This is a genomic window from Bartonella sp. AP7XZML, from assembly GCF_042195745.1.
Classification (GTDB): domain Bacteria; phylum Pseudomonadota; class Alphaproteobacteria; order Rhizobiales; family Rhizobiaceae; genus Bartonella.
This window is the reverse complement of record NZ_JBHIOT010000082.1, coordinates 74,135-98,134: the sequence shown is the minus strand read 5'-3', so window position 1 is coordinate 98,134 and position 24,000 is coordinate 74,135. Positions and strand designations below refer to the sequence as shown.

Here is a 24,000-nt window from a genome sequence, read left to right as displayed (position 1 = left end):
GAACCAATATGACTGATTTAACAACTCTCACAATTGCGCAAGCTCGTGATGCTCTAACAAAGAAAAATCTCAAAGCAATAGAATTAACGGAAGCTTATTTACAAGCAATAGAGTTGGCGAATCCAACTTTGAATGCTTATGTAACAATAACAGCAGAACAGGCAATGAAAATGGCTGCTGAATCAGACAGTCGCTTAGCGAAAGGGCAGGGAGGGCTTTTGGAAGGAATTCCCTTGGGGATTAAAGATCTTTTTGCAACCTATGGTGTTCATACTCAAGCCTGTTCAAATATCCTTGATGGTTTTAAACCTCACTATGAATCAACTGTCACGGCTAATTTATGGCAAGATGGTGCTGTGATGTTAGGAAAACTTAATATGGATGAGTTTGCTATGGGCTCGTCCAACGAAACATCATATTATGGTCCCGTTATTAGTCCATGGAGAAAAAAAGGCTCAAATGAAAAACTCGTACCCGGTGGTTCTTCGGGGGGATCCGCAGCCGCTGTTGCTGCACAAATTTGTGCTGGTGCAACTGCAACCGATACAGGTGGCTCAATACGTCAACCAGCAGCTTTTACTGGAACTGTAGGAATAAAGCCAACTTATGGACGTTGTTCGCGATGGGGCGTTGTCGCGTTTGCTTCATCTCTTGATCAAGCTGGACCTGTTGCTAGAGATGTTCGTGATTGTGCTATCTTACTCAGATCAATGGCCTCTTTTGATGAAAAAGATTCTACTTCCGTCAATTTACCAGTTCCTGATTATGAAAGTTATCTTGGTCAATCAATCAAAGGAATGAAAATCGGTATTCCAAAAGAATATCATGTGGATGGAATGTCTCCAGAAATTATTGAGCTTTGGCAAAAAGGAATAAATTGGTTAAAAGAAGCAGGTGCTGAGATTAAAGATATTTCTTTGCCCCATACAAAATATGCTCTACCTTCTTATTACATTATAGCTCCTGCAGAAGCCTCTTCTAATTTAGCGCGTTATGATGGTGTGCGTTTTGGTTTGCGCATGCCTGGGAAAGACATCATTGAGATGTATGAAAATACGCGTTCTGTTGGTTTTGGTGATGAAGTCAAACGGCGCATTCTGGTTGGGACTTATGTTCTTTCATCAGGTTATTATGATGCCTGTTATTTAAGAGCTCAAAAAGTAAGAACACTCGTAAAACGTGATTTTGATCAATGTTTTGCTTCAGGCATTGATGCTATTTTGACACCAGCAACACCAACATCTGCTTTTGGTATTGCTGATGAAAAAATAAAAAATGATGCTGTAGCAATGTATCTTAATGATATTTTTACTGTACCAGTTAATATGGCTGGATTACCAGGAATTTCTGTTCCTGCTGGTCTGTCATCAAATGGTTTACCTCTAGGATTGCAATTGATTGGTAAACCTTTTTCTGAAGAAGTCATTTTTCAGATAGCGCACATTATTGAACAAGAAGCAGGAATATTCAGTGCAGAAAAATGGTGGATGTAATAGTCAAAATTCACAAAGGAGCATTTCTCATACTTAATGAGAAATGCTTTTTTAAATGGTGGAGGGATGAGCTCTATTTCCTTAATTCGTAGTCTTACCCACCAAGATAGGCTTCTTTAACACGCGAATCAGAGAGCATAGTTTTTCCTTCACCGTGAAATAAAATATGTCCTACCTCTAAAATATAAGCATAGTCAGCTATGGAAAGTGCAGCAAATGCATTTTGTTCAATAAGAAGAACAGTTTTCCCCATATCATTAATTTTTCGAATAATCGAAAAAATTTCTCGAACGAGAAGTGGTGCTAACCCCAACGAGGGTTCATCTAATATGACCATATCAGGATTGCTCATGAGTGCACGGCCCACAGCAACCATCTGTTGTTCACCACCTGACATTGTTCCTCCCAACTGTTTTGTTCTTTCACGTAGGCGCGGAAAAAGGTCAAATATCCATTCAATATCACGGGAAATTCCCTGCTTATCGTGACGAATATAAGCGCCTAGATGAAGATTCTCTAAAACAGTGAGATGGGGCATGATACGTCGTCCTTCAGGGCTTAGAGCAATCCCTAATCGCAAAATCTCTTCTGGTGATTTTTTAATAATAGATTTGCCATTATAGGTAATTTCTCCATAAACAGAGCGATTAAGCCCTGTAATAGAACGTACAATACTGCTTTTTCCTGCACCATTGGCTCCAATTAAAGTGACAATACTGCCCCGCTTTATGGACATAGAAAGATTTTGGACAGCTTTAATGGCGCCATAATGAACGTAAAGATTTTTTATTTTAAGAATATCCATAAACATCTCCGCCAAGATAAGCTTCAATAACTTTAGGGTTATTACGAATTTCATCTGGTGTACCACTGGCAATGCAACAGCCATATTCCATAACCAAAATATGTTGGCAAAGCCCCATAACCACTTTCATATCGTGCTCAATAAGAAGAATTGTAAGATCAAAGTCTTTTTGCACTTTTGCTATGAACTTTCTAAGATCTTCACTTTCTTGTGGATTCATGCCAGCAACAGGTTCATCAAGAAGAAGCAATTTGGGCTTTGTGGCTAACGCACGTGCAATTTCTAGACGTCGTTGCACACCATAAGGTAAAGCTGTTGCCGATTGATTGGCAAGATGATCAAGTTGTAGCTGTTCAAGGAGCTCCAAGGAATTTTTATAAACTTCCTTCTTTTCTTTTATTGCTTTTGAAAAAAAGAGAGCTGAAGAAAACCAAGGATATTTTTGTCGAACATGCGCTCCTACCATAACATTCTGCAAAACCGTTAACCCTGAGAAAAGACGAATATTTTGAAATGTTCTGGCAATATGGCTTCTACAGATAATATAAGGAGACGCTCCAGAAATTTTTTTCTCATCAAAAAGAATGATGCCGCTTGTAGGAGCATAAAATCCAGAAATCATATTGAAAACTGTTGTTTTTCCAGCACCATTGGGACCAATTAATCCAGTAATACTTCCTCGTTTAATTGCCATATTAACATTATTTACAGCAACTAATCCGCCAAAACGCATTACAATATTATTGAGTGAAAGGATATTGTCGTTCATAGCTTTCCCTCAGTATTAGAAAGCTTTTTGCGTGTCAAAAAGCTATAAATTCCATTCCATGAAAATTCTCGTTGTCCCATTAACCCTTTTCTCCAAAACAAGATAATTACCAGCAATAAAAGAGAAAAAACAACCATACGAAGCCCTGGGGTTTCTGGAATATGTATAAAACCTAAGTCAAATGGACTTTCAATAATACGAAGCCATTCAAGCATGACTGTAATAATAATGCTGCCAATAATGCTCCCTGTAATTGAACCGAGACCACCAGCAACAACAATCATTAAAATATTAAAAGTCAGAAGAAAATTAAACATTTTTGGATCAATGGTTGAAATAAGAGCCGCCATTAATGCGCCACCTATACCTGCAAAAAATGCTCCAACAGTAAAGGAAAAACTACGGTAGAAAAAAGCATTAATTCCCATAGTTTTCGCAGCTATTTCATCATCACGAATAGCACGTAATACGTTACCAGTATTACTTTGCAGTAAGAGGACAATAAAGAGAACTGTAAATGCTAGCCAACCATAGTTCCACCATAATGTTGCATTTTGAGGTATTCCTTTGATTCCCAAAGAGCCATTTGTGAGCGATGTTGCGTTCGTAATGACAATGCGAATAATTTCCGCAAAACCTAATGTTGCAATTCCAAGATAATCGCCACCAAGACGCAATATTGGTAAAGCAATTAATAAACCTATAACAGCAGCACACAAACCACTTACGACAACAGCGATAAAAAAAGGTAACTGCAAATGATATAATGGTTCAGCAATAGGCTCAAGAATCCACATCATTTCTTTTTGTTCAGGGGAAAGAAGTAAAATTGCGCAAACATAAGCACCAATAGCCATAAATCCAGCATGTCCAAGAGAAAACATACCTGTGAAACCGTAAATCAAATTAAGCGAAATTGCCAATATCGCATTAATAGCAATCAGATTGATGATACGAAGCGTATAGTCATTAAAATGGCTATCAGCATAAAATAAAAAACCTATGAGAACTAAAACACTTATACACGATAAAACAGTTGTCGCTGACTTTGCCATTAGATTTTCTCCTGATTTCTTTTACCCATTAATCCTGTGGGCAATATCAATAGAATCAGAATCAATAAAATGAAAGCGAAGGCATCTCGATATCCAGATAGCGCGGGGAAAAATGCGATAATCATAATTTCAATAAACCCTAATAACAATCCTCCCAACATTGCTCCTGGTATCGAACCAATACCTCCGATAACAGCAGCAATAAATGCTTTGAGACCAGGAAGAACACCCATATAAGGCTGAATTTGAGGATAACGTAAAGACCACATAATGCCTGCTATGGCGGCAAGAGCTGAGCCTATTCCAAATGTAAACGCAATAACTTTATTGACAGACACACCCATCAAACGTGTTGTTTCAATATCATGGGAGATTGCGCGCATAGCAAGACCCGGTTTTGTTTTATGGATAATCCATAATAGTAATAAAATAAGAATTAATGACACAAAGGGAACGATCAGAGACATGGGAGCAATTCTGATGATACCATCTGCTCCTGATCCTAGATGCCATAAAAATGGTGTTACAAGAAAGTCTGGCTGTTGTACACCTTTCGGAACACCACTAAAGAGTACAGTAGCAAGATTTTCAATAAAAAAAGAAACACCAATTGCACCGATAAGTGCCGAAATACGCGGAGCATGGCGTAGAGGTTTATAAGCAAATTGATCAACAGCAACACCCACAGCACTTGTAATAAAAATGGAAAAACAAAGAGCTAAAACCCAAATCGGTGTAAAGTCTTGCGGGGAAATTTTAAAATAATAAACAAATCCTAGCGCAAGAATTAAAAAAGCAGCAATCCAATAAATTGGAGGACGCCTTTTAAAGCCTATAAAGACCGAATAATAAACAAGAGCAGCAAAAAACAAAAGAAGAAAAGCTGCCCAAGCAGGCATAAAGCCAATTGTGGAAAAGAAAACAAAATATGCTCCCAGCATAAAGATATCACCGTGAGCAAAATTAATGAGTCTCAGTATACCGTAGACCATGGTGTAGCCAATAGCAATAAGCCCATAAAGAGATCCCAATGCCAGTGCATTAAAAAAGTACTGGATGAACATTTCAGTGCTCATCTCTCATCCTTCCACATTTGTTAATTTACATAGGACAATAAGAAATTTCTAAATTTTTGGTTGAGAAAAAGATCCTCAACCAATTCTTGCATTTTAATAAGTACAACTTTTTAATTAAAAAGCAGGTTTAACTTCTTCTAAATAAACACGTTTTCCATCCTGTATTTTAATGATACCAATAGGAATTTTAGGATTATGATTTTCATCCATTGACATATCCCCAAAGGGGGTAGGAAAGTCTTTTAATTGGCTAAGTGCGATAGTAATTTTTTCACGATCAGTGCTACCAGCATTTTCAATAGCCTTCATGAACATCATATAACTCGTGTATCCCAAAACAGAATTGATATTTGGCTCTTTGTCTGGGTAAGCTTTTTTCCATTCTTTTGTGAATTCTTGCGCAGCTACTGACATATTTGGCATATCCTCACTATAGGGAAGTGTCGTATGTAAGAAACCTTCTGCAGCTTTTCCTGCAATCGTAATGGTTTCTGGATTATCCATAGCATCTCCACCCATAATTTGAAACTTAGCCCCTAATTCTCGTGCTTGTTTCATGATGATAGCACCTTCAGAAAAGTAAGATGGAATGAATAAGATATCAGGTTTCTGGGCGATAATTTGCGTGAGAACAGCTGAAAAGTCCTGATCTCCAGAATTATAATTTAAATTTGAGATAACTTCACCACCTAATTTTTTGAAAGCACGCGTAAAATAACTTGCAAGACCAATAGCATAATCGCTTGAAATATCTTTAAGGATAGCAGCCTTTTTTGCGTGTAAAGTTTGGCTTACATAAGTTGCGATTCCTACTCCTTGATAGGAATCAATAAAGCAAGCACGAAAGTAATATTTTTTACCCTGTGTAACAAGGGGACTTGTTGAGGACGTTGCAATGGTTGGAGTCTTTGCCTTTTCAGATATTTCACCACCTGCTAACGAAAGTGAAGAACCATAGCTACCAATGATTCCACTCACTTTTTCACTTGCTGTTAAACGCATAACAGCATTAGCCGCTTCTACTTTATCAGATTTATTATCAATAATAACAAGTTCCACTTTACGTCCTAAAATTTCTGGAACTTTTTTATGGGCTAATTCTATACCTCTAATTTCAAGCTGACCTCCAAATGCATTTTGACCACTTAATGGAAGATAAACACCAATCTTAATAGGTTCACTCGCATAAACATTTGCTGTAAATGCCATAAATGCTGCGATTATCGTAAGGATTTTCTTCAATTGCATTGCGCATTTTCCTTAATTGAATTGTCGTTTTTTCACCTTATATTGAACTTCTTCATCATGCAAGTTACACATTAATCAAAATATCATTATGTAAAAAAACTTTTATATGACCTCTTTTGTAGGGCACTCCTTGTAAGGTATGTAAAGTGTACAATCAAATAGTTTTATAAATATTCATGTTGATATTCTCTGACATTAACATAGAAGATACGACAATGTGGGGAAATCTTATCTTGGGGCTTGCGTGTTGATACAAGAGCAATGTTTACTTAAACCTAGAGAATCAATATCGTACAATTTATAAGCTACAGGATCACGTTATTATGACGAGTAAGGATGCATTAAAGGATTGTTCCCCATCTGAGGATAGTATAGGTGCTTGCGGGGAGATTATCGAAATCAGTGGTGTCATTAAGTGGTTTGATGGTAGTAAGGGGTATGGATTTATTGTACCTGATTTACCTCATTTTCCCGATATATTATTGCATGTTACGGTAATGCGAAGAGATGGTTTTCAAACAGCTTTAGAGGGAGCTAAAGTCATTTGTGCTGTGGAAAAAACTGAACGAGGGTTAAAGTGCGTTCAGGTGAAATCCATAGATTGTTCTTCAGCAATTCATCCATCAGAAGTTCCTGCCCGTACCCATGTTGTTGTTACTCCAGAAAGTGGACTAGAACGAGCAATTGTTAAATGGTTTAATCGTGACAAAGGATACGGTTTTCTTAGCCGTGGGCAAGGAACAGAAGATATTTTTATTCATATGGAAACATTGCGCCGTTTTGGTTTAGCAGAGCTTCGTTCTGGCCAAGTTGTTCTTGTACGTTTTGGTAAAGGAGAAAAAGGTTTAATGACAGCAGAGATTTATCCGGACATAGGCATTCCTTTAGCTACGCATTGAATTTCACGAGTGAAATCAGTATGTTTTCTATATTTTTAAAGATGGTTATTCCGTAAATTGCTATAGAGGTAGATTTTTAAAGAAAATATGGCTCTCGTGAATCCATAAACCAAATGAAGAAAATTTCGCATATTACGTTGAAAGAAACTAGAAAATAACAAGGAAGCAATCCTCTTTTTTTTTGACTTTTAAACTCTGGTACCTTTTATTTTAGAAACAAAATTTAAAATTTTTCTGTGGTGGAGACAAGAATGTTAAAGCCTTTTAAAAAGGGGCGTATTGTTTTATTGGTGATGCTTTTTATGTTAGATATGCGTGTTGTTGTAGCAAAGGAGCCCATAGAGATTCCTGTGCATCCAATTCCTTTAGAAATACATACAAAGCAAGGTTCGGTTTTTTATAAGGTAGAGATTGCTTTTACGCCATCTCAAGCAGCAGCTGGTTTAATGTATCGAACTGATTTTCCACGCGATCGTGCAATGCTCTTTAAGCAGCTAAAAAGTTCTCGATCGGGAGATGAGCAGAAAATTTTTATGTGGATGGCAAATACGCCTTTACCTTTAGATATGATTTTCTTAAACTCTGAGGGAATTATTGTATCGATTATTGAAAATACTTCGCCACTTTCAACAAATACCATTTCATCAGAAGTTCCTGCAGCTTTTGCACTTGAAATTAACGCTGGTGAAGTTTCTAAAAAAAAGATACAAAAAGGACAACGTGTTATTCATCCTGTACTTTGTGGAAAGTGCAATAAAAAATGACCGCTGAAGATATTCGTTTTTTTGAATATAATGGTTTGCGATTTGCTTATCGAGAAGAAGGACAAGGCGCTCCTGTTTTGTTGATCCATGGTTTTGGATCTTCTGCACGGGTGAATTGGTATGCAACAGGTTGGTTTCGTATTCTCACGGAAGCAGGATATCGTGTTATTGCTCTTGATAATCGCGGTCACGGAGATTCAGTTAAAAGTTATGATCCTGTCTTTTATACACCTCAAGCTATGGCTGGCGACGCAGTAAAGTTACTGCAGCATTTAGAGTTATCTAAAGCCCATGTTATGGGATATTCTATGGGGGCTCGTATTAGTGCTTTCATGGCTCTTTTGCATCCAACATATGTACACAGTGTTATTTTTGGTGGTTTAGGTATTGGTATGGTGACGGGAGCAGGAAATTGGGAGCCTGTTGCTGAGGCCCTTTTAGCAGAAGATATTTCCACTATTACCAATACGCGCGGTTTAATGTTCCGTAAATTTGCAGATCAAACGAAAAGCGATAGGCGTGCTCTTGCTGCTTGTATCATTACATCAAAACAGGAGTTAACGGCGTCTGAAGTTTACAAAATCAAACAACCAGCACTTGTTGCCGTTGGTTCATTAGATGAAATTGGCGGTGATGCAGAGCCATTGGCAGCCTTGTTGCCTTGTGGTGAAGCTTTATCAATTCCTGATCGAGATCATATGCTTGCTGTAGGCGATAAAGTTTATAAAAAAGGCGTTATCGATTTTCTTTCTCGTTATCCTATAAAATAAGAACTCTTCATAGCTTTTAGAATTTACAGAAATACCCAATATTTTTATTTCGTATAAATTGAAAAAAGCTTATTAAAAAATCCTTCTGTTATGACGTAAGTTTTTATAAAAAATGAAAAGAAAAATAAACTCTTATTAGCTTATTTTGTATATTTTCCAGAGAGGTAATTCTTCTAAGATTAGATAATTATACTTTAAAGGTTATTAAAAAGAATTATTTTCGAATGATGTAATAAATATTTTTTGCTAAAAAATGTAGTTTTAAATAAAAAAATATTTTTATTTGTATTTTTTATAAAATAAACAAAATTATAAATTATTGATCAATTTATTCTTACGAATATGCATTTTAAATACAGATGCTAAAATTGGAGATAAAGTAAAATTATTAAAAATATACAGTTTTTTTGCCATTTTTTAATCTATACGGGTATATTTAATAATGATAGACTCCTTTTGTAAACGTTCTTTATGAATGTATAAAGAACGTTGTGAATATATGTAATATTAAGTAAATATTCAGATTATGCTTTTTTACTGACTTTACAGAATCATAAGAGTGTCTTATTTGCACGACACGCAATTATTTTAATCGTTTCAAAAAAACAGGAGAGCATAGTGAATGCTGATGAAATAAAAAAACTTGATAATTATTTTAAAAATATATTCCAAAACTCAGCATTGCAAGTCAGAGCACGGCCTAAAAAGAGTGATTCTTGTGAGGTTTATATGGGAGATGAGTTTTTAGGCATTATCTATCGAGATGAAGATGAAGATGAGCTCTCCTATAATTTCTCAATGGCTATATTAGATATTGATTTAGAAAATTGATTCGTTATTCATAGTTGAATGAAGTCTTTTTTATCCCATAATATTTATATAAGTTTTAACGCTTTAAAACTCGTATGGTTATTTCGTGCAATAATAAGATGGTCATGGATAATAATGCCTAATGCATTTGCTGCATCTTTTAATCTATATGTCATTGTTATATCTGCATTAGAGGGGGTGGAATCGCCAGAAGGGTGATTGTGGACTAAGATAAGTCCTGATGCGGATAACTCTAAAGCTCGAGAAATAACTTCACGAGGATAAACAGGGGTATGATCAATGGTTCCAGTTTGTTGCACCTCATCAGCAAGTAAGCCGTTTTTCTTATCAAGAAACAAAATACGAAACTGTTCACGTGTTTCGTGAGCCATAACAGCTTTACAATACGCTAACACTTTATCCCATGATGAAAAAATATCGCGCTTAAACAATTGCGCACGAGCAAGACGTCCAGCAACATCTGAAATAATTTTTAAATCAACTGCAGTGGCGGGACCACATCCTGGAATTTCTTGAAGTCGGTGAATATCCGCTCCCAACACATCAGCTAATGAACCAAAACGCGCTATCAAATTTTTAGCTATGGGTTTTGTGTTTGCACGGGGTATTGTGCGAAAAAGCAATAATTCAAGATATTCATAATCTTCAATTGCATTTCCTTTTGACTTTAAATAGCGCTTCCGAAGACGTTCACGATGGCCTTGATAATGTTTATGAAGCTGTGCGTTTTTCTGAGGCTCTTCACTTTTTCTTTCTGATACTGGGGTGAGTGGAGAACTCGATGTTAATGCAAAGTGATTACTTTGAGTATCTTCCTTTTGATTTAATTTTTTAGCCATAACATCTCTACATTGCGTTAGGTATAGGAATTTGGAATATAAAAAATATTTTTAGGAGATTGTGTAAATATTTCATACCCTTCATTTGTAACACCAATTGTATGTTCATATTGTGCTGTCAGAGAGCGGTCACGGGTAACAGCAGTCCAACCGTCAGATAAAATCTTAACTTGTGGTTTACCAAGGTTAATCATAGGCTCAATTGTAAACATCATACCTTGTTTTAATTCAACTCCTTCTCCAGGATTTCCATAATGGAGAATATTGGGAGCATCATGAAAAAGCTGGCCGATACCATGTCCGCAAAAATCTCTCACAATTGAACAGCGTTCAGATTCTGCATACTGTTGAATGGCTGCCCCAATATCACCTGTCGTTGCTCCAGGCTTAACGACAGCGATTCCTTGCATAAGACTTTCATAGGTTATTTTTAGCAAGCGTTCTGCTGCACGCCTAATTTTTCCAACAGGATACATTCGACTTGAATCTCCATGCCAACCATCAAGGATAAAGGTTACATCAACATTTACAATATCACCTTCTTGCAAAGGTCTTTTATTGGGAATGCCATGGCAGACAACGTGATTGATAGATGTACAGCATGAATGGCTGTATCCATGATAATTTAAATCAGCAGGAAGTGCTCCTCGCTTAGCTCCAAAAATAAATACAAAATCATCTATTTCTTGCGTAGTAACGCCCGGCTTAATAATATCTGTAAGCGCATCAAGGCATTCTGCACCAATACGACCAACTTCACGCATTTTAGCAAAAGCATAATCATCGAAAATGCGGATTTTTCCATTAAATTTTAAAGGGATTTTATTATATTCGATATACTCAGTCATTGTTTCTTCTATTTTCTATTTTTACTCTCTGAATCGGAAAAATGCCTTCTACACTTACATGACACTTTACAGCATAACATTCTACTCCTGATTTTAATGCTAAATCAAACTTACGTCCATAGAGTGGATCAAGATCATGACAAATTGTAAAAGCTGAGCAATCTTCTCGTTGAATAATATAAAGCATAGCAGCTCGTTTTCCTTGTTGTACAACTCCTATGAGCTCATCAAGGTGACGTGCACCACGTTTTGTTTCGCTATCAGGAAATTCTGCTAATCCTTTCTGACGAATAAAATGAACATTTTTGACTTCTAGGTAACAATCAGGAAGAATGTCATCACGTAAAAGAAAGTCAATTCGTGATTGTGTCCCATAGCGTTGTTCTTTTAAAATTGTTTTATATCCATTTAATTCTGGTAGTAATCCGTTTTGAATTGCTTCTAACGCAAGTTTATTGGGTAAAGAAGTATTAATACCAACCAAAGTATTATCGGCTTCAATAATTTCTAATTGATAGGCATATTTTCGTTTGATGTTGTTATGATAAGAAAGCCAAATATTGGTGTTGAAAGCTGTTAATCCAAGCATTGATCCTGTATTAGGTACAGACACGGTGAGGACATGCTGATCATCTTGTTGAACATCCGCAAGGAAACGTTTATAACGACGGATAAGCTTTGCAGGAAAAAGTTTGGGAATAAAGTGCATATCCCTTTTTTAGGATTTATGATTTCATAATTCAACTGAGATTATGATTTATAGGGGCTGTTCCCTATTAAAAAAGATAAAATTGATGTAAAAAACGCTACGATATCTTATATAAATTGTTATAAATTCCATCGTTCACTTTAATGGCTTTTAAAATTTATTATTAGGTTTAGAAACTATTATCTTTGAATGAAAAGATAGATTATCTATAATTTATTATTAAACAGCATTAGAGTATTGTGAAAAAGGTTTCGTAAAAATAGTGGAGAGGGAGATAGTTTAAGTGAAACTAGGTAAAATTGATGGCAGGAACGAATAGGAATCGTGAAAATTTAACAAATGGTCCCATTATTATTTTAGTTGAACCGCAGCTTCCTGAAAACATTGGTATGGTCGCAAGGGCAATGGCAAATTTTGGGCTTTCTAAGCTTCGATTAGTCAATCCTCGAGAAATGTTTCCAAATGAAAAAGCTAGAGCTGCTGCGAGTAAAGCTGATCATGTCATTAACAATGCTGTGATTTTTAACACATTGCGTGATTCAATTGCAGATTTACACTATGTTTTTGCCACAACAGCACGTGAAAGATGTGGATTTAAAACTGTAAAAAGTGCTGTCGAAGCAGCAAGCGTATTACGTCAGCGTGAAAGTATCGGACATAAGACCGGGATTGTCTTTGGAAGAGAGAGATGGGGACTAGAAAATGATGAAATCAGCCTTGTTGATGAAATTATTACTTTTCCAGTTAATCCTGCTTTTGCGTCACTTAATATTGCGCAAGCGGTTCTTTTAATGTCTTACGAATGGATGAAAACTGGTTTAGAGAATGTCAGCGATACGGCATTTCGTGCCGCAGAGATGGAACCTGCAAATAAAACAATATTTCATGGTTTTTTATCTCAATTAGAAGAGGCTTTGAATATCCGTGGGTATTTTAGACCCCCAGAACGCAAAGAAGTAATGCTTGCAAATTTGCGCTCTGTTTTTACGCGCGCTAACTTTAGTGAACCTGAGGTTCGTTTATTGCGAGGCATTATATCTTCTTTGGATCATTTTTCGCCACAATATCCACGGGGGAGTAGAGCACCGGAAGAGCGTGATCGTAAAAAAATTAAAAATAAGTGTGAAAACTAATGGATGAACGACCTGTTCTTTTTTTTGATAGCGGTATTGGTGGTTTAACAGTGTTCAGGGAAGCGCGTATTCTTATCCCTGACATGCAATTTATCTATGTTGCTGATGATGCAGGATTTCCTTATGGAAATTGGAAAGAAAATATTTTGAAAGAGCGTATTTTGAAGATTTTTACAAATCTTTTAACACGTTACAATCCAGCTTTATGTGTGATTGCTTGCAACACTGTTTCTACACTGATGATAGCAGATTTACGACAGAATTTTCCTCATGTCCCTTTTGTAGGAACGGTTCCTGCAATTAAATCAGCTGCTGAACAAACAAAATCTGGTTTTATTTCCGTATTAGCGACTCCTGGAACAGTTAAACGTGCTTATACAAATGAATTAATTAACTCTTTTGCTGGACAGTGTCATGTTCAGCTTGTGGGAAGTAAAAAGCTGGCTGGACTTGCTGAAGATTATTTACGGGGAAAATCTATCGATTCAGAAGAGTTAAGAAAAGAAATCCTGCCATGTTTTGTGGAAAAAAATGGACAATATACGGATGTTATTGTTTTAGCCTGCACACATTATCCTTTTTTGATTAATTTCTTTCGTGAACATGCTTTATGGTCCGTTGAGTGGATTGATCCGGCGAAAGCGATCGCCAAACATATCAGATCTTTATTACCATTGTCGGGAAAGATACACCATCAATATATAAAGAAATATCAAGATTTTGCGTTGTTGACATCAAAAAATATCACTTCTTTAACGGAGAATTTGTTTAAAGGATTTGGCTTAAAACTCATGAAAGGAGTTGACTTTGGGTTACGAGACCAATAATGATGATCTAGCTATTTTTTCAAGAAAATAGCATTAATTGACGTGTCCCGTGGATAACTTTGCATATTGATATGTTAAGGTATTCTGTCAGTCTTTAGTATTTAAAGGCAGAGGAGGGCGCGTTTCCTTGGGGTCTTAAGATCTCGTGTTTTATTTTATAAGGAAATGCGATGAGTAAACGCGAAACAACAAAGTATAAAATTGACCGTCGTATGGGAGAAAATATTTGGGGGCGTCCAAAATCTCCTGTCAATCGTCGTGATTATGGTCCAGGTCAGCATGGACAGCGTCGTAAAGGAAAACTTTCTGACTATGGGGTTCAGTTGCGCGCTAAACAGAAATTGAAAGGGTTTTATGGAGATATTTCAGAAAAACAATTTCATAAAACCTATGAAGAAGCTGCTCGTCGACGGGGAGATACTGGTGAAAATCTTATCGGTCTGTTAGAATCACGTTTGGATGCTGTTGTTTATCGTGCAAAATTCGTACCTACGATTTTTGCTTCTCGCCAATTTATCAATCACGGTCATGTTAATGTCAATGGGCGGCGCACAAACATTCAATCTTATCGTTGTAAACCAGGTGATGTTATTGAGGTTCGGGAAAAATCGAAACAACTTGTTTTAGTGTTAGAATCAGTGCAATTGGCAGAACGTGATGTCCCTGATTATATTGAAGCAGATCATAAACAGATGAAAGCAACCTTTACACGTATTCCTGCTTTTGCAGATGTTCCTTATGCTGTGCAAATGGAACCTAATCTGGTTGTTGAATTTTATTCTCGATAATTTTTCTGTAAGAGAAATTGTTTCTCTCTTCTATTATGATAACTTCAAAATATTGTGTTATTCTTACAATATTTGAAGTTAATAAGTTCTTTTTGTAAATGGTTCTATATTAAGTTTATTGCTATGTTTTATAGTCATAAATTTGTATAGTTCCATTTCTTTTTTGTGTATCTAATTTATAAATTCAAAAAACATAAATGTAAGCTTGCTTTAATATTTGTTTTTATCTTTGCAAAACGAGCCGTTTATTGTGCAGGATATGGTATTATGAATGATGTTTCAGTTGAATATCAGGCAATAGAAGAAAACAAAGGGAGAGATGATCCTTTAATAAGCGAAGCAGATAATTGTCATCCAATGTTTCGTGTTGCTCCTTCAAGCGTAGAATTTAATAAATTGCGCAAACGACTTTTACGTCATATGCGACAAGCTTTGGATGATTTTTCTATGCTCTCTACAGGGAAAAAATGGCTTGTTGCTTTATCGGGTGGAAAAGACTCTTATGGTTTATTAGCGCTTCTTTTAGACTTAAAGTGGCGAGGTCTTTTATCCGTTGAAATTCTAGCCTGTAATCTTGATCAAGGGCAACCAGGATTTCCTAAGCATATTCTTCCAGACTTTTTAAGTTCTTATAAAATTCCATATCGTATTGAATATCAGGACACTTATTCCATTGTTACAGATAAATTGGCAGAGTCGCAGACATATTGTTCACTTTGTTCTCGATTACGACGTGGTAATCTCTATCGTATTGCACGTGAAGAGGGATGTTCTGCATTAGTTTTAGGTCATCATCGTGATGATGTTTTAGAAACATTTTTTATGAATTTGTTTCACGGTGGCCGATTAGCTGCCATGCCTGGAAAACTTAAAAATGATGAAGGAGATCTTTTTGTGTTACGTCCTCTTGTTTATGCTGCTGAGGAAGATATGGAAAAATTTTCTCAAGAAATGCAATTTCCAATTATTCCTTGTAATCTTTGCGGTAGTCAAGATGGATTACAACGTAATGCAATGAAAGAAATGCTGAAAAATATAGAAAGACAAATGCCAGGACGTAAAGATACGATGATTCGCGCTTTAACAAATGTACGCCCAAGTCATTTGCTTGATAAGAAATTCTTTGATTTTAAAACGTGTTAATAAAAATTAGATATTTAAAAAAATAAGTTTAAAGAGTTTAAGATAAGAGGCTTATTTATAATGATAATTTATTTTTTTCATTTAAATATCGTCAGATTGTTTTGTTTCAAATTCTCTTATATTGCAACCATAAAAAACATCCGTTTGCATATCACAAAGGAAATTCTTGTGTGCATAAAACACTCTTGAAAAAAGTTTCCTTTCACTAACCAATGACTGTCGTAATATGAAAAATGGGAAAATAGTACGGTTGTCGATTTGCTCTTTTGTTAATTAAAAATGGTGAGCCTTGTGTGAATTTTATTCTTTTTCGCCGCCGTCACCGCCATTTAAAGCTCATTTAAGGCATTAAATTAAGAGAATATATAACTGCTTGGTATTTTGGGAGTGCATAGCAAACATTCAGAGTAAGGATTGTTCGTAAATTCTCATGAAGTAAGTCACATGATCGGTTCTTGTTATGAAAAGTCGCTTTTTTATAAACCAATGCTGATAGAAATCTTCATCATTGAGGACAGGGAAGGAGTTAAATTTTTAAACTGCTATACCATAAAGGTCATAGGCATCCGATTGTTCAATTTTAACGGTGACAAATTCACCAACACGCAGTGGGCGTCGTGATGATATATGGACAACACCATCTATTTCTGGAGCATCGTACTGACTACGTCCTTTGGCAACTTTTCCTTGACTTTCATCGATAAGCACTCGGAGTCTTTTTCCAATTTTTTTCTTTAAAAGATGTGTAGAAATTTGTTGTTGTTTTGCCATAAAACGATGCCAGCGGTTTTCTTTCACCTCTTCAGGAATATTTTCTAATCCCAAATCATTTGCGGCAGCTCCTTTTACTTCTTCATATTTAAAGCACCCCGCGCGTTCAATTTTTGCTTCTTCTAGCCATTCTAGAAGTATATTAAAATCTTCATTCGTTTCACCAGGAAAACCAACGATAAATGTTGATCGCAAAGTAAGATCTGGACATATTTTCCGCCATTTTTCAATTCTACGGTTTGTTTTTTCCATAAGTGCGGGACGCTTCATGTGACGCAAAACAGTTGGTGATGCATGCTGAAAAGGTATATCCAGATAAGGAAGAATTTTTTTTGCAGCCATAAGTTCGATAACTTCATCAACATGGGGATAAGGATAAACGTAATGCATACGTACCCAAATACCCATATCGCCTAGTTCGCGACAAAGATCAAAGAATTTGGTTTTGATTGTACGATCTTTCCAAGAATTTTCGAGATATTTAAGATCAACACCATAAGCACTCGTATCCTGTGAAATAACCAAAAGTTCTTTTACACCCGCTTGCACGAGTTTTTCAGCTTCACGAAGAACATCGCTGATGGGACGTGAAGTGAGATCACCACGCAAAGTAGGGATGATACAAAAACTACACCGATTAGAGCATCCTTCAGAAATCTTTAAGTAGGCGTAATGGCGAGGTGTTAAACGAATACCTTGGGGAGGAACTAAATCAAGAAAAGGATCATGAACAGGAGGAATTGCTGTATGAACAGCTTCTATAACGCTTTCATAAGCTTGCGGTTTTGTAATAGCCAATACATTAGGATATGTTTGGCGAATAGCATCAGGATCAGCACCAAGACACCCTGTTACAATAACTTTTCCATTTTTTTTAAGAGCTTCATCAATATTGGCTAATGATTCTCTCCTTGCCGAGTCAAGAAAACCACAGGTATTCACAATAACGACATCAGCTCCTTGATGTTGACGTGAAATCTCATACCCTTCAGAGCGAAGGCGTGTAATAATTCGCTCAGAATCTACGAGTGCTTTTGGGCATCCGAGGGAGACAAAACTAATACGAGGTGCTACCATGATGATCCTACAATTACTATGAATGATTGAGTTACGCTTTTATTAATTTAAAAATAATGTTCTTTATTTTTATACCTATGCAATACAATCTGTTACAAAGTTATTTGATTTTTTTCTACAAAATTTTATGTGTTTTTATGCATGCATACAATTTTGTCTTATTATATCGTAAAATTCCGTTATTGAGGATGATGATATAAGGCAGCTTCCTTCAAAGCATTTAAGTTCTTTTCAAAGTACGTGGTGAATATTTTAAAACTTACTTGTCAAGCCTTGCATTAAGTGAAGAACATGGAGGGAAGGGAAAGTGAAACCCGCTCGATAAGGATCTGGATTGTTTATAAACCGAATTGGGGCATCCTTTGGCTGTGGAGAAGAAGTCAATTGCGTGTGGCACAATAAAAAAATACTCAATAGCTTCTTACTGCGATATCTATCGCGTACTATAAGGTTTATTTTTTAATATTTGCGAATAAGACCGGTAAGTTTGCCTTGTATTTCTACACGCTCGGATTCGTATGTCCGTACTTCATAATGAGGATTTGCTGCTTCTAATGCAATAGAAGCTCCTTTGCGTCGATAACGTTTTAATGTGGCTTCTTTTTTATCAATAAACGCAACAATAATTTCACCTGTTATTGCTGTATTTTGACGTTTTACAATGATCGTATCTTTATCAAAGATACCAGCCTCCATCATAGAATCATCTTTAACTTCTAATGCGTAGTGCTCACCTGTATTAACCATATCGAGTGGAAGAGAAAGGCTGTTTATTTGTTGCAGTATAGCAGAGGCGGGTACGCTCGCAGAAATACGTCCCATAATAGGAATGGTGATATTTTTTTTTTCTTCTTCATCAAAGGGACTCAAGCTTTTTGATATTTCCCTTTTCTTTCTTTCTATCATACTGGGAGAAATTTTACGTGCTAAAGAAAGGTTAAATGTTATTTTTTCAGGGAGGCGAATCACCTCCACAGCACGAGCACGATTGGGCAAGCGACGTACAAAACCTCGTTGTTCTAAGGCTATAATGAGCTTATGAATACCAGACTTTGAAGAAAGTTCTAATGCATTTTTCATTTCTTCAAAAGAAGGAGGAACACCAGTTTCTTTTATATGGTTATGAATAAACAAGAGTAGCTCATACTGTTTACATGTTAGCATTCAATATTCCAATCAAAATAATAAAAATTAGTAAAGTAAAAATACATGTATATATAACACTTTTACAATTTTTTATCGCCAAATCAAAATTATTTTCTTTGTTTTTGATCTTATAGTTTAATAAATCAATATGTTTATTTATAGATATATTTAAATTATTATTTATATACTGTATATCTACATTAATATTAAATAATGTATAAATATATTTTATAGTTCTGACTGAATTATCCAACACTAAATTTTATGACTAGTATTATCCTTTTCTTCTAAAAATATATCTACGTATTTTGTAATTTTTGATATAAAAAAGTTAATTAGAAGGCATTCTATATATTCAAAACACTTAAAATAATTTTGCATACTGCATATTATTTCTGCTTTTTTATTCTTAGTAAAATTATCTACAGCTCTAATAGTGAGCATAATTTATAGTCATTCGGGATATTTTCAATGAGACTAAATTTTTGCTTCATATCTACTTGATTCTATAGGATAAATTGGCTTTCGTTATATATTCATTATACATGAATAAAAATCATACTCTCAAAGCCATTGTTGCTCATTGTTCCATTTTCAAGTCTAACGTGTCAACCGCTATATACTATTTTCATGAACCCTAATGTTGCGATAATTTTTGGTTGTTGAAAGGAGGCATAAAAGGTATTTTCATTTCTTTTTTATAGTTTTATTCTCTCGCTTATATCGGTCAAGAAAATGCTTTTTATTGTTTCAATATAAAAAAGATTTGAAATGAGAAAAACTTACAGTATTTGAGAATTTTCACTCAAGTAAAAAATAATAAATTATTATAAATCAATATATTATCTTATAAAGCTGTATTCATATTTGAAAATTGAACACTAAAATATAAAGATATAAAAATAATATTATAATAAAAGGTATTTTTTCTTCTCTACCCATTATGCTCAACAACCCATGTGAGGGGAAGGGGGTATTTCTCATAATTTTAACGCTTCGAATCTATGCAATATTTTGCAGTGAAATTTTTCCTTTATTGAAACTTCAAAAAGAAGATTAAAGAGTACTTATACAATGATGAAGTAAAGGGGCGAAAACGGAAAATTATTGATAACTGAAGAAAATAATAATATTTTTTTCCAAAAGGTGTTGACCAAATGGAAAGTCAACCGTATGTTCCCTTCACTTTCTGCAAACTAGATAGCTTGTGTGAGAGCGCGTAGCTCAGCTGGTAGAGCAACTGACTTTTAATCAGTAGGTCCAGGGTTCGAATCCCTGCGCGCTCACCAAATTTAAGTAATATCAATAGGCTATAAAAAATTTAAGAATCTTTTTTGTTTTGATTCTTTTTGAAGTTTTTATTGATTCTATAGTCTGTCATTTTCTATCAGCTGTTTTGGAATAGAGCGGTGCTATGCTGTCTCCATTTTCAACAAACTTACGGATAGGGTTGTACCTGCGTTGGCAGCACATGCGGTTTCTAATTTTCTCAATCCATAGGTGGTTTTTTAATACCCACTGCATTACATGATTCGCAAAACAGTTGCTAAAATCACCACTTATTCACACTTATATTATGAAATGAATTTTCTATAAGATGTTGATTTGTTTAAATTTTAATCTTTTTAACATCTACTATAGTACATTTATTTTGTATGAAAACCATAAAAAGGTTAACAATACGTTAATTTCTTGATAGAAGGGGCCAATTCAAGAGTGGTATATGCGCGAGGGGAATCATTTAAAAACGTAAATTCTTCCGTTGCGTACAGAAAGCGTGACGTGGTTTTTACAAGTAGTACTTAACAGAAATAAGTGGACTGAATAGATGCCTTCAAATAGAAAAAAGAAAATTACTTTTATGATTAAACCAACACTTCAATTGTTTTCTATGATCGTCATTTCTCAGTTACTGGTATCTTGTTGCGCAAGCCAAACTATGAATTTTTCAATAAAAGATTCCTATCATAATAAACCAATTAACGTAAACACTTCTGTACTACCTCAACAAGTATCCAATAAGAAGAATCAATCGGAAGAAAAAAAGCGTGGACGAGCGATTGTTGGTAAACCTTATCAAATAAAAGGAAAGTGGTATTATCCTCAAAGTGATCCAACTTATAAACGTGTTGGCGAAGCATCATGGTATGGTTCAGATTTTCATGGACGTTTAACTGCCAACGGTGAAATTTATGACATGAATCTTTTGACTGCTGCTCATCCTACAATGCCTTTACCTAGCTATGCTCGTGTTACTAATTTGAAAAATGGGTCTTCAATCGTTGTTAGAGTGAATGATCGCGGACCTTTTATGAAAGACAGAATCATTGATTTATCAAGGCAAGCTGCGGCAATATTGGGGTATGTAGATAGGGGGGTCGCAGATGTTAAAGTAGAATATATTGCTGAAGCACCTATTGGCTATTATGATGCTGCATATTTAATGTCCTCTTATACTCCTGGAAATGCTGCCCCATATTCATTAGCGTCGGAAAATGTTGCGAAAAAAAGAGAAACTGTTTTGTTAAAAGAGCAGCGCAATACAAGGAACAAAAAAGAATTAGCTAAAGCAGCTGCTGTTGAACAAGAACAACGTAATAAAACTGTTGCAGTTAAATTGCCAGAAATTGGTCCTATCATGGTTGATAAGCCGATACCATTCGATCAAGTTGCTTCTATAAATAAGCTAAACAAAAAAACAAAGGTTAATTGGCTACAACTGTTTTAAGAAAAAATGCATTGATTTTTTATCTATATAATTTTCTAGTAAAAAAGGTAAGAAATTACGGATTTAGTGTAGGATTTTTATTTAAAGCGCTTTGTCCTTTTCAAAAAGCGTGGTTGGGTTCTATTATTATAAATTCAGTACTGCCTTTCCACTCCATTGCTGGTCTATTCGTCGTTTTATGATATTGCTTGCTTAATAAAGCGTGTACTTTTCTTGCTGTAATAGCTTTTGCTAGACGAAGGTAAATTATTGTGTCAGTCTGTTTGTGTAATCTCTAAAACAACTTGTACAATCGATTTGAGAGGAATAAAAAGCTTTAACAAGTAAAAAAATATTTTCTTTTGATTCGGCCTTGCATCTTTCTAAAGTATCTACGGTAATATCTTATGAAAAGATTATGCATTATCTCATGCTTTTGTTTATCATGTTCTTTAATGGAGTAAGTTCCCTCACGAAAAACAGAGCGTCTCAAACAAAATACACTTACATTGCCAATTCATGGACTTATTTAAAAGAGACATACTTTAACACGCTACAAGCCTATTTTGCGACAGCGCCTGTGAATGGTATAACTGTTAACGCCTTTAGACATCAGCATCTTTACTCTTATGAAGATATAAATCGACACCATCATACATTTTGCAAGTCCCCAATGTTTTGTGCGATAATTCTTAACACTTGAGAGGTTTATAAGAAGTATTTTTACTCTCTTTTTTAATAATTTTTATCCATATACGAACCCTACTTATGACCCGTAAGTAAGCGATTTTTAATGAATTCAATATGAGAAGAGGGGATGAGAGAATCTTACAGTATTTTGAGTTAGCTTCAATTTTAAAATGATAATTTATCATAACAAATCAAAATACTATCAATAAAAATAGGAAAAAATCTTTTGTCTCTCATACATTTAAAATGTTAAATTGAACCTACATGGAAGATAAAAAACGTGTCATATTATTTTTTCTAAAGCTAAATGAAAATAAAATCTTTTTATGAGTTGTAAATAATTCCTCAATTTTCAGAAATCAAAAAGTTTTTTCCTATATAAGATTCTTTATGTTGATCTTTGGGATGGGAGGAGCAGCTATGTATACAGCATTAAGGATCTTATTGATATTATGGGGAGTATTGGCATTTGATACGTGGGGGAGAGCACAAGATTTTCAAACTCCCGCATCACAACTGTTATTACTCGATGATGATACAGAGACAATACTTTATGAAAAACAAAGTGATACTCCTTTTTTTCCTGCTTCATTAGTAAAATTGATGACAGCAGAAGTTGTATTTCATCAATTAAAAAAAGGATTATTAAAAAGTACGCAAAAATTCAAGGTCAGTGAAAATGCTTGGCGCAAAGGTGGAACACCTTCCGGTACAACCACTATGTTTGCAAAGATAAAGACAGAAATCAGTGTTTCTGATCTTTTACGTGGTTTAATTATTGTGAATGGAAATGATGCTGCTATTATTCTTGCTGAAGGAATATCAGGACATGAAGATCATTTTGTAAAACTGATGAATCAGCGCGCAAAAATAATCGGATTATCTCAGAGTCATTTTGTTAATGCTACAGGGCTACCCGAAGAGGGACAATTTGTAACTGTGCGTGATATGATTATATTAGCACGTCATATTGTTCAGGAATATCCGGATTATTATGCACTTTATTGTGAGCCTCATTTTACATGGAATAATATTTTTCAACGTAATAAAAACCCTCTTATTTCTAAGGAAATTGGTGTAGAAGGATTTGGTTTTGGCTACAGTGAAAAAGAAGGTTTTTCAATGGTTGCCACCATTTCTAAAAATCATCGACGTCTTTTTTTAGCAATCAATGGTTTGCAAGATGGTAAAAAATATACAAAAGAAATAGAACGCATTCTTCAATGGGGGATGACGGCATTTGATCTCAAAACAATTTTCACAAAAGAAGAAACGGTTGGTCGTGCTTCTGTTTACGGTGGTAAGAAAAATTTTGTTCCACTCATTGTTAAAACACCAATAAGTTTTATGCTTTCGAATGAAAAAAAAGTAAATGTTAAAGCAAAAATTAAATATCATGGTCCATTGAAAGCCCCCATCGTTTCTGGGCAATCAGTTGGTGTTATTCAAATTTTAGAAGATAAAAAGGTTCTTCTGGAAAAACCAGTTTTTGCCGGAATGAATATTCAGGAAGGAAGTTTCTTTGCAAAAGTAAAAAATGCATTCTATGAAATAACAATTGGATGGTTACGGAAATATTTGTAGTTACGCGCTAATAAGGTTAAGGTCATAC

Annotated in this window: 20 protein-coding genes, 1 tRNA gene and 1 pseudogene; 12 read left to right on the top strand and 10 right to left on the bottom strand. The window is 35.2% G+C overall.

Annotation, left to right across the window (positions count from 1 at the left end; genetic code table 11):
* Positions 1–8 precede the first annotated feature (8 nt).
* Positions 9–1,493, top strand: a complete 1,485-nt coding sequence (gatA, locus tag ACFILT_RS06585; protein ID WP_375639679.1) for an Asp-tRNA(Asn)/Glu-tRNA(Gln) amidotransferase subunit GatA — start codon at positions 9–11, stop codon at positions 1,491–1,493.
* 94 nt (positions 1,494–1,587) lie between these two features.
* On the opposite strand, the gene ACFILT_RS06580 is transcribed toward gatA, so the two are convergent.
* From ACFILT_RS06580 to ACFILT_RS06560, 5 genes are all read right to left on the bottom strand, one after another.
* The gene (locus ACFILT_RS06580; protein ID WP_375639680.1) at positions 1,588–2,298 is read right to left on the bottom strand and encodes an ABC transporter ATP-binding protein; all 711 of its coding nucleotides are present in this window, start codon (positions 2,296–2,298) and stop codon (positions 1,588–1,590) included.
* Positions 2,285–3,067 (bottom strand): ABC transporter ATP-binding protein, encoded by a 783-nt coding sequence (locus ACFILT_RS06575; RefSeq protein WP_375611930.1) that lies wholly within the window; start codon positions 3,065–3,067, stop codon positions 2,285–2,287. The genes ACFILT_RS06580 and ACFILT_RS06575 overlap by 14 nt, the downstream gene beginning before the upstream one ends.
* The gene (locus tag ACFILT_RS06570) at positions 3,064–4,122 is read right to left on the bottom strand and encodes a branched-chain amino acid ABC transporter permease (RefSeq protein ID WP_375679077.1); all 1,059 of its coding nucleotides are present in this window, start codon (positions 4,120–4,122) and stop codon (positions 3,064–3,066) included. The genes ACFILT_RS06575 and ACFILT_RS06570 overlap by 4 nt, the downstream gene beginning before the upstream one ends.
* Entirely contained in the window at positions 4,122–5,198 is a 1,077-nt protein-coding gene (locus ACFILT_RS06565; protein WP_375679078.1) for a branched-chain amino acid ABC transporter permease, read from the bottom strand. Before ACFILT_RS06565 ends, ACFILT_RS06570 begins: the two co-directional genes overlap by 1 nt.
* A 114-nt stretch (positions 5,199–5,312) precedes the next feature.
* Positions 5,313–6,446, bottom strand: a complete 1,134-nt coding sequence (locus tag ACFILT_RS06560) for an ABC transporter substrate-binding protein (protein WP_273791030.1) — start codon at positions 6,444–6,446, stop codon at positions 5,313–5,315.
* Between the two features lie 323 nt (positions 6,447–6,769).
* Between ACFILT_RS06560 and ACFILT_RS06555 the strand changes: the two genes are divergently transcribed.
* The 4 genes from ACFILT_RS06555 to ACFILT_RS06540 all read left to right on the top strand — a co-directional run bounded on the left by ACFILT_RS06555 (position 6,770) and on the right by ACFILT_RS06540 (position 9,710).
* The gene (locus tag ACFILT_RS06555; protein ID WP_273791031.1) at positions 6,770–7,345 is read left to right on the top strand and encodes a cold-shock protein; all 576 of its coding nucleotides are present in this window, start codon (positions 6,770–6,772) and stop codon (positions 7,343–7,345) included.
* Positions 7,346–7,596: 251 nt separating this feature from the next.
* On the top strand, positions 7,597–8,109 hold the full coding sequence (locus ACFILT_RS06550) for a DUF192 domain-containing protein (RefSeq protein WP_375679079.1): 513 nt from the start codon (positions 7,597–7,599) through the stop codon (positions 8,107–8,109).
* Positions 8,106–8,879 carry an alpha/beta fold hydrolase gene (locus ACFILT_RS06545; protein ID WP_375679080.1) on the top strand — a complete coding sequence of 258 codons (774 nt, stop codon included), beginning with the start codon at positions 8,106–8,108 and terminating at the stop codon, positions 8,877–8,879. Before ACFILT_RS06550 ends, ACFILT_RS06545 begins: the two co-directional genes overlap by 4 nt.
* Before the next feature lie 618 nt (positions 8,880–9,497).
* Positions 9,498–9,710, top strand: a complete 213-nt coding sequence (locus tag ACFILT_RS06540) for a DUF3126 family protein (RefSeq protein WP_375621268.1) — start codon at positions 9,498–9,500, stop codon at positions 9,708–9,710.
* A 44-nt stretch (positions 9,711–9,754) separates the two neighbouring features.
* Here ACFILT_RS06540 and radC read toward each other — a convergent pair whose 3' ends face one another.
* The 3 genes from radC to sfsA are packed head-to-tail and all read right to left on the bottom strand — an operon-like array spanning position 9,755 to position 12,106.
* Entirely contained in the window at positions 9,755–10,549 is a 795-nt protein-coding gene (gene radC, locus ACFILT_RS06535) for a DNA repair protein RadC (RefSeq protein WP_375613419.1), read from the bottom strand.
* Positions 10,550–10,566: 17 nt separating this feature from the next.
* Positions 10,567–11,397, bottom strand: coding sequence for a type I methionyl aminopeptidase (gene map / locus ACFILT_RS06530; RefSeq protein WP_375679769.1), 831 nt, complete (start codon positions 11,395–11,397; stop codon positions 10,567–10,569).
* Entirely contained in the window at positions 11,390–12,106 is a 717-nt protein-coding gene (sfsA, locus tag ACFILT_RS06525) for a DNA/RNA nuclease SfsA (RefSeq protein WP_375611922.1), read from the bottom strand. The genes map and sfsA overlap by 8 nt, the downstream gene beginning before the upstream one ends.
* Before the next feature lie 302 nt (positions 12,107–12,408).
* Here sfsA and ACFILT_RS06520 point away from each other — a divergent pair.
* From ACFILT_RS06520 to ttcA, 4 genes and pseudogenes are all read left to right on the top strand, one after another.
* Positions 12,409–13,246 (top strand): annotated as a pseudogene (locus ACFILT_RS06520) (RNA methyltransferase).
* Entirely contained in the window at positions 13,239–14,066 is an 828-nt protein-coding gene (gene murI, locus ACFILT_RS06515; RefSeq protein ID WP_375611921.1) for a glutamate racemase, read from the top strand. The pseudogene ACFILT_RS06520 and the gene murI overlap by 8 nt, the downstream one beginning before the upstream one ends.
* A gap of 170 nt (positions 14,067–14,236) precedes the next feature.
* Positions 14,237–14,854 (top strand): 30S ribosomal protein S4, encoded by a 618-nt coding sequence (rpsD, locus tag ACFILT_RS06510; RefSeq protein WP_273722651.1) that lies wholly within the window; start codon positions 14,237–14,239, stop codon positions 14,852–14,854.
* A gap of 267 nt (positions 14,855–15,121) precedes the next feature.
* Complete coding sequence (gene ttcA, locus ACFILT_RS06505; RefSeq protein ID WP_375634106.1) at positions 15,122–15,997, top strand: tRNA 2-thiocytidine(32) synthetase TtcA; 876 nt, start codon at positions 15,122–15,124, stop codon at positions 15,995–15,997.
* A gap of 534 nt (positions 15,998–16,531) precedes the next feature.
* Here the strand turns inward: ttcA and rimO are convergent.
* Both rimO and lexA read right to left on the bottom strand, forming a co-directional pair.
* Complete coding sequence (rimO, locus tag ACFILT_RS06500; protein ID WP_375629851.1) at positions 16,532–17,845, bottom strand: 30S ribosomal protein S12 methylthiotransferase RimO; 1,314 nt, start codon at positions 17,843–17,845, stop codon at positions 16,532–16,534.
* Positions 17,846–18,304: 459 nt separating this feature from the next.
* Positions 18,305–19,009 carry a transcriptional repressor LexA gene (gene lexA, locus ACFILT_RS06495; RefSeq protein WP_375679084.1) on the bottom strand — a complete coding sequence of 235 codons (705 nt, stop codon included), beginning with the start codon at positions 19,007–19,009 and terminating at the stop codon, positions 18,305–18,307.
* Positions 19,010–20,204: 1,195 nt separating this feature from the next.
* Here lexA and ACFILT_RS06490 point away from each other — a divergent pair.
* The 3 genes from ACFILT_RS06490 to ACFILT_RS06480 all read left to right on the top strand — a co-directional run bounded on the left by ACFILT_RS06490 (position 20,205) and on the right by ACFILT_RS06480 (position 23,972).
* A tRNA-Lys gene (locus ACFILT_RS06490) sits at positions 20,205–20,280 on the top strand.
* A gap of 539 nt (positions 20,281–20,819) precedes the next feature.
* On the top strand, positions 20,820–21,719 hold the full coding sequence (locus ACFILT_RS06485) for a septal ring lytic transglycosylase RlpA family protein (protein WP_375679085.1): 900 nt from the start codon (positions 20,820–20,822) through the stop codon (positions 21,717–21,719).
* 1,089 nt (positions 21,720–22,808) lie between these two features.
* The gene (locus tag ACFILT_RS06480; protein WP_375679086.1) at positions 22,809–23,972 is read left to right on the top strand and encodes a D-alanyl-D-alanine carboxypeptidase family protein; all 1,164 of its coding nucleotides are present in this window, start codon (positions 22,809–22,811) and stop codon (positions 23,970–23,972) included.
* Positions 23,973–24,000: the final 28 nt, after the last annotated feature.

Bases quoted from the DNA above. Each gene is read 5' to 3' on its own strand.
- gatA (WP_375639679.1), top strand. From the start codon at position 9: ATGACTGATTTAACAACTCTCACAATTGCGCAAGCTCGTGATGCTCTA.
- ACFILT_RS06565 (WP_375679078.1), bottom strand. From the start codon at position 5,198: ATGAGCACTGAAATGTTCATCCAGTACTTTTTTAATGCACTGGCATTG.
- ACFILT_RS06580 (WP_375639680.1), bottom strand. From the start codon at position 2,298: ATGGATATTCTTAAAATAAAAAATCTTTACGTTCATTATGGCGCCATT.
- ttcA (WP_375634106.1), top strand. From the start codon at position 15,122: ATGAATGATGTTTCAGTTGAATATCAGGCAATAGAAGAAAACAAAGGG.
- radC (WP_375613419.1), bottom strand. From the start codon at position 10,549: ATGGCTAAAAAATTAAATCAAAAGGAAGATACTCAAAGTAATCACTTT.
- ACFILT_RS06485 (WP_375679085.1), top strand. From the start codon at position 20,820: ATGCCTTCAAATAGAAAAAAGAAAATTACTTTTATGATTAAACCAACA.
- ACFILT_RS06570 (WP_375679077.1), bottom strand. From the start codon at position 4,122: ATGGCAAAGTCAGCGACAACTGTTTTATCGTGTATAAGTGTTTTAGTT.
- ACFILT_RS06545 (WP_375679080.1), top strand. From the start codon at position 8,106: ATGACCGCTGAAGATATTCGTTTTTTTGAATATAATGGTTTGCGATTT.
- map (WP_375679769.1), bottom strand. From the start codon at position 11,397: ATGACTGAGTATATCGAATATAATAAAATCCCTTTAAAATTTAATGGA.
- ACFILT_RS06480 (WP_375679086.1), top strand. From the start codon at position 22,809: ATGTATACAGCATTAAGGATCTTATTGATATTATGGGGAGTATTGGCA.
- rimO (WP_375629851.1), bottom strand. From the start codon at position 17,845: ATGGTAGCACCTCGTATTAGTTTTGTCTCCCTCGGATGCCCAAAAGCA.
- lexA (WP_375679084.1), bottom strand. From the start codon at position 19,009: ATGCTAACATGTAAACAGTATGAGCTACTCTTGTTTATTCATAACCAT.
- rpsD (WP_273722651.1), top strand. From the start codon at position 14,237: ATGAGTAAACGCGAAACAACAAAGTATAAAATTGACCGTCGTATGGGA.
- ACFILT_RS06550 (WP_375679079.1), top strand. From the start codon at position 7,597: ATGTTAAAGCCTTTTAAAAAGGGGCGTATTGTTTTATTGGTGATGCTT.
- ACFILT_RS06560 (WP_273791030.1), bottom strand. From the start codon at position 6,446: ATGCAATTGAAGAAAATCCTTACGATAATCGCAGCATTTATGGCATTT.
- murI (WP_375611921.1), top strand. From the start codon at position 13,239: ATGGATGAACGACCTGTTCTTTTTTTTGATAGCGGTATTGGTGGTTTA.
- sfsA (WP_375611922.1), bottom strand. From the start codon at position 12,106: ATGCACTTTATTCCCAAACTTTTTCCTGCAAAGCTTATCCGTCGTTAT.
- ACFILT_RS06575 (WP_375611930.1), bottom strand. From the start codon at position 3,067: ATGAACGACAATATCCTTTCACTCAATAATATTGTAATGCGTTTTGGC.
- ACFILT_RS06555 (WP_273791031.1), top strand. From the start codon at position 6,770: ATGACGAGTAAGGATGCATTAAAGGATTGTTCCCCATCTGAGGATAGT.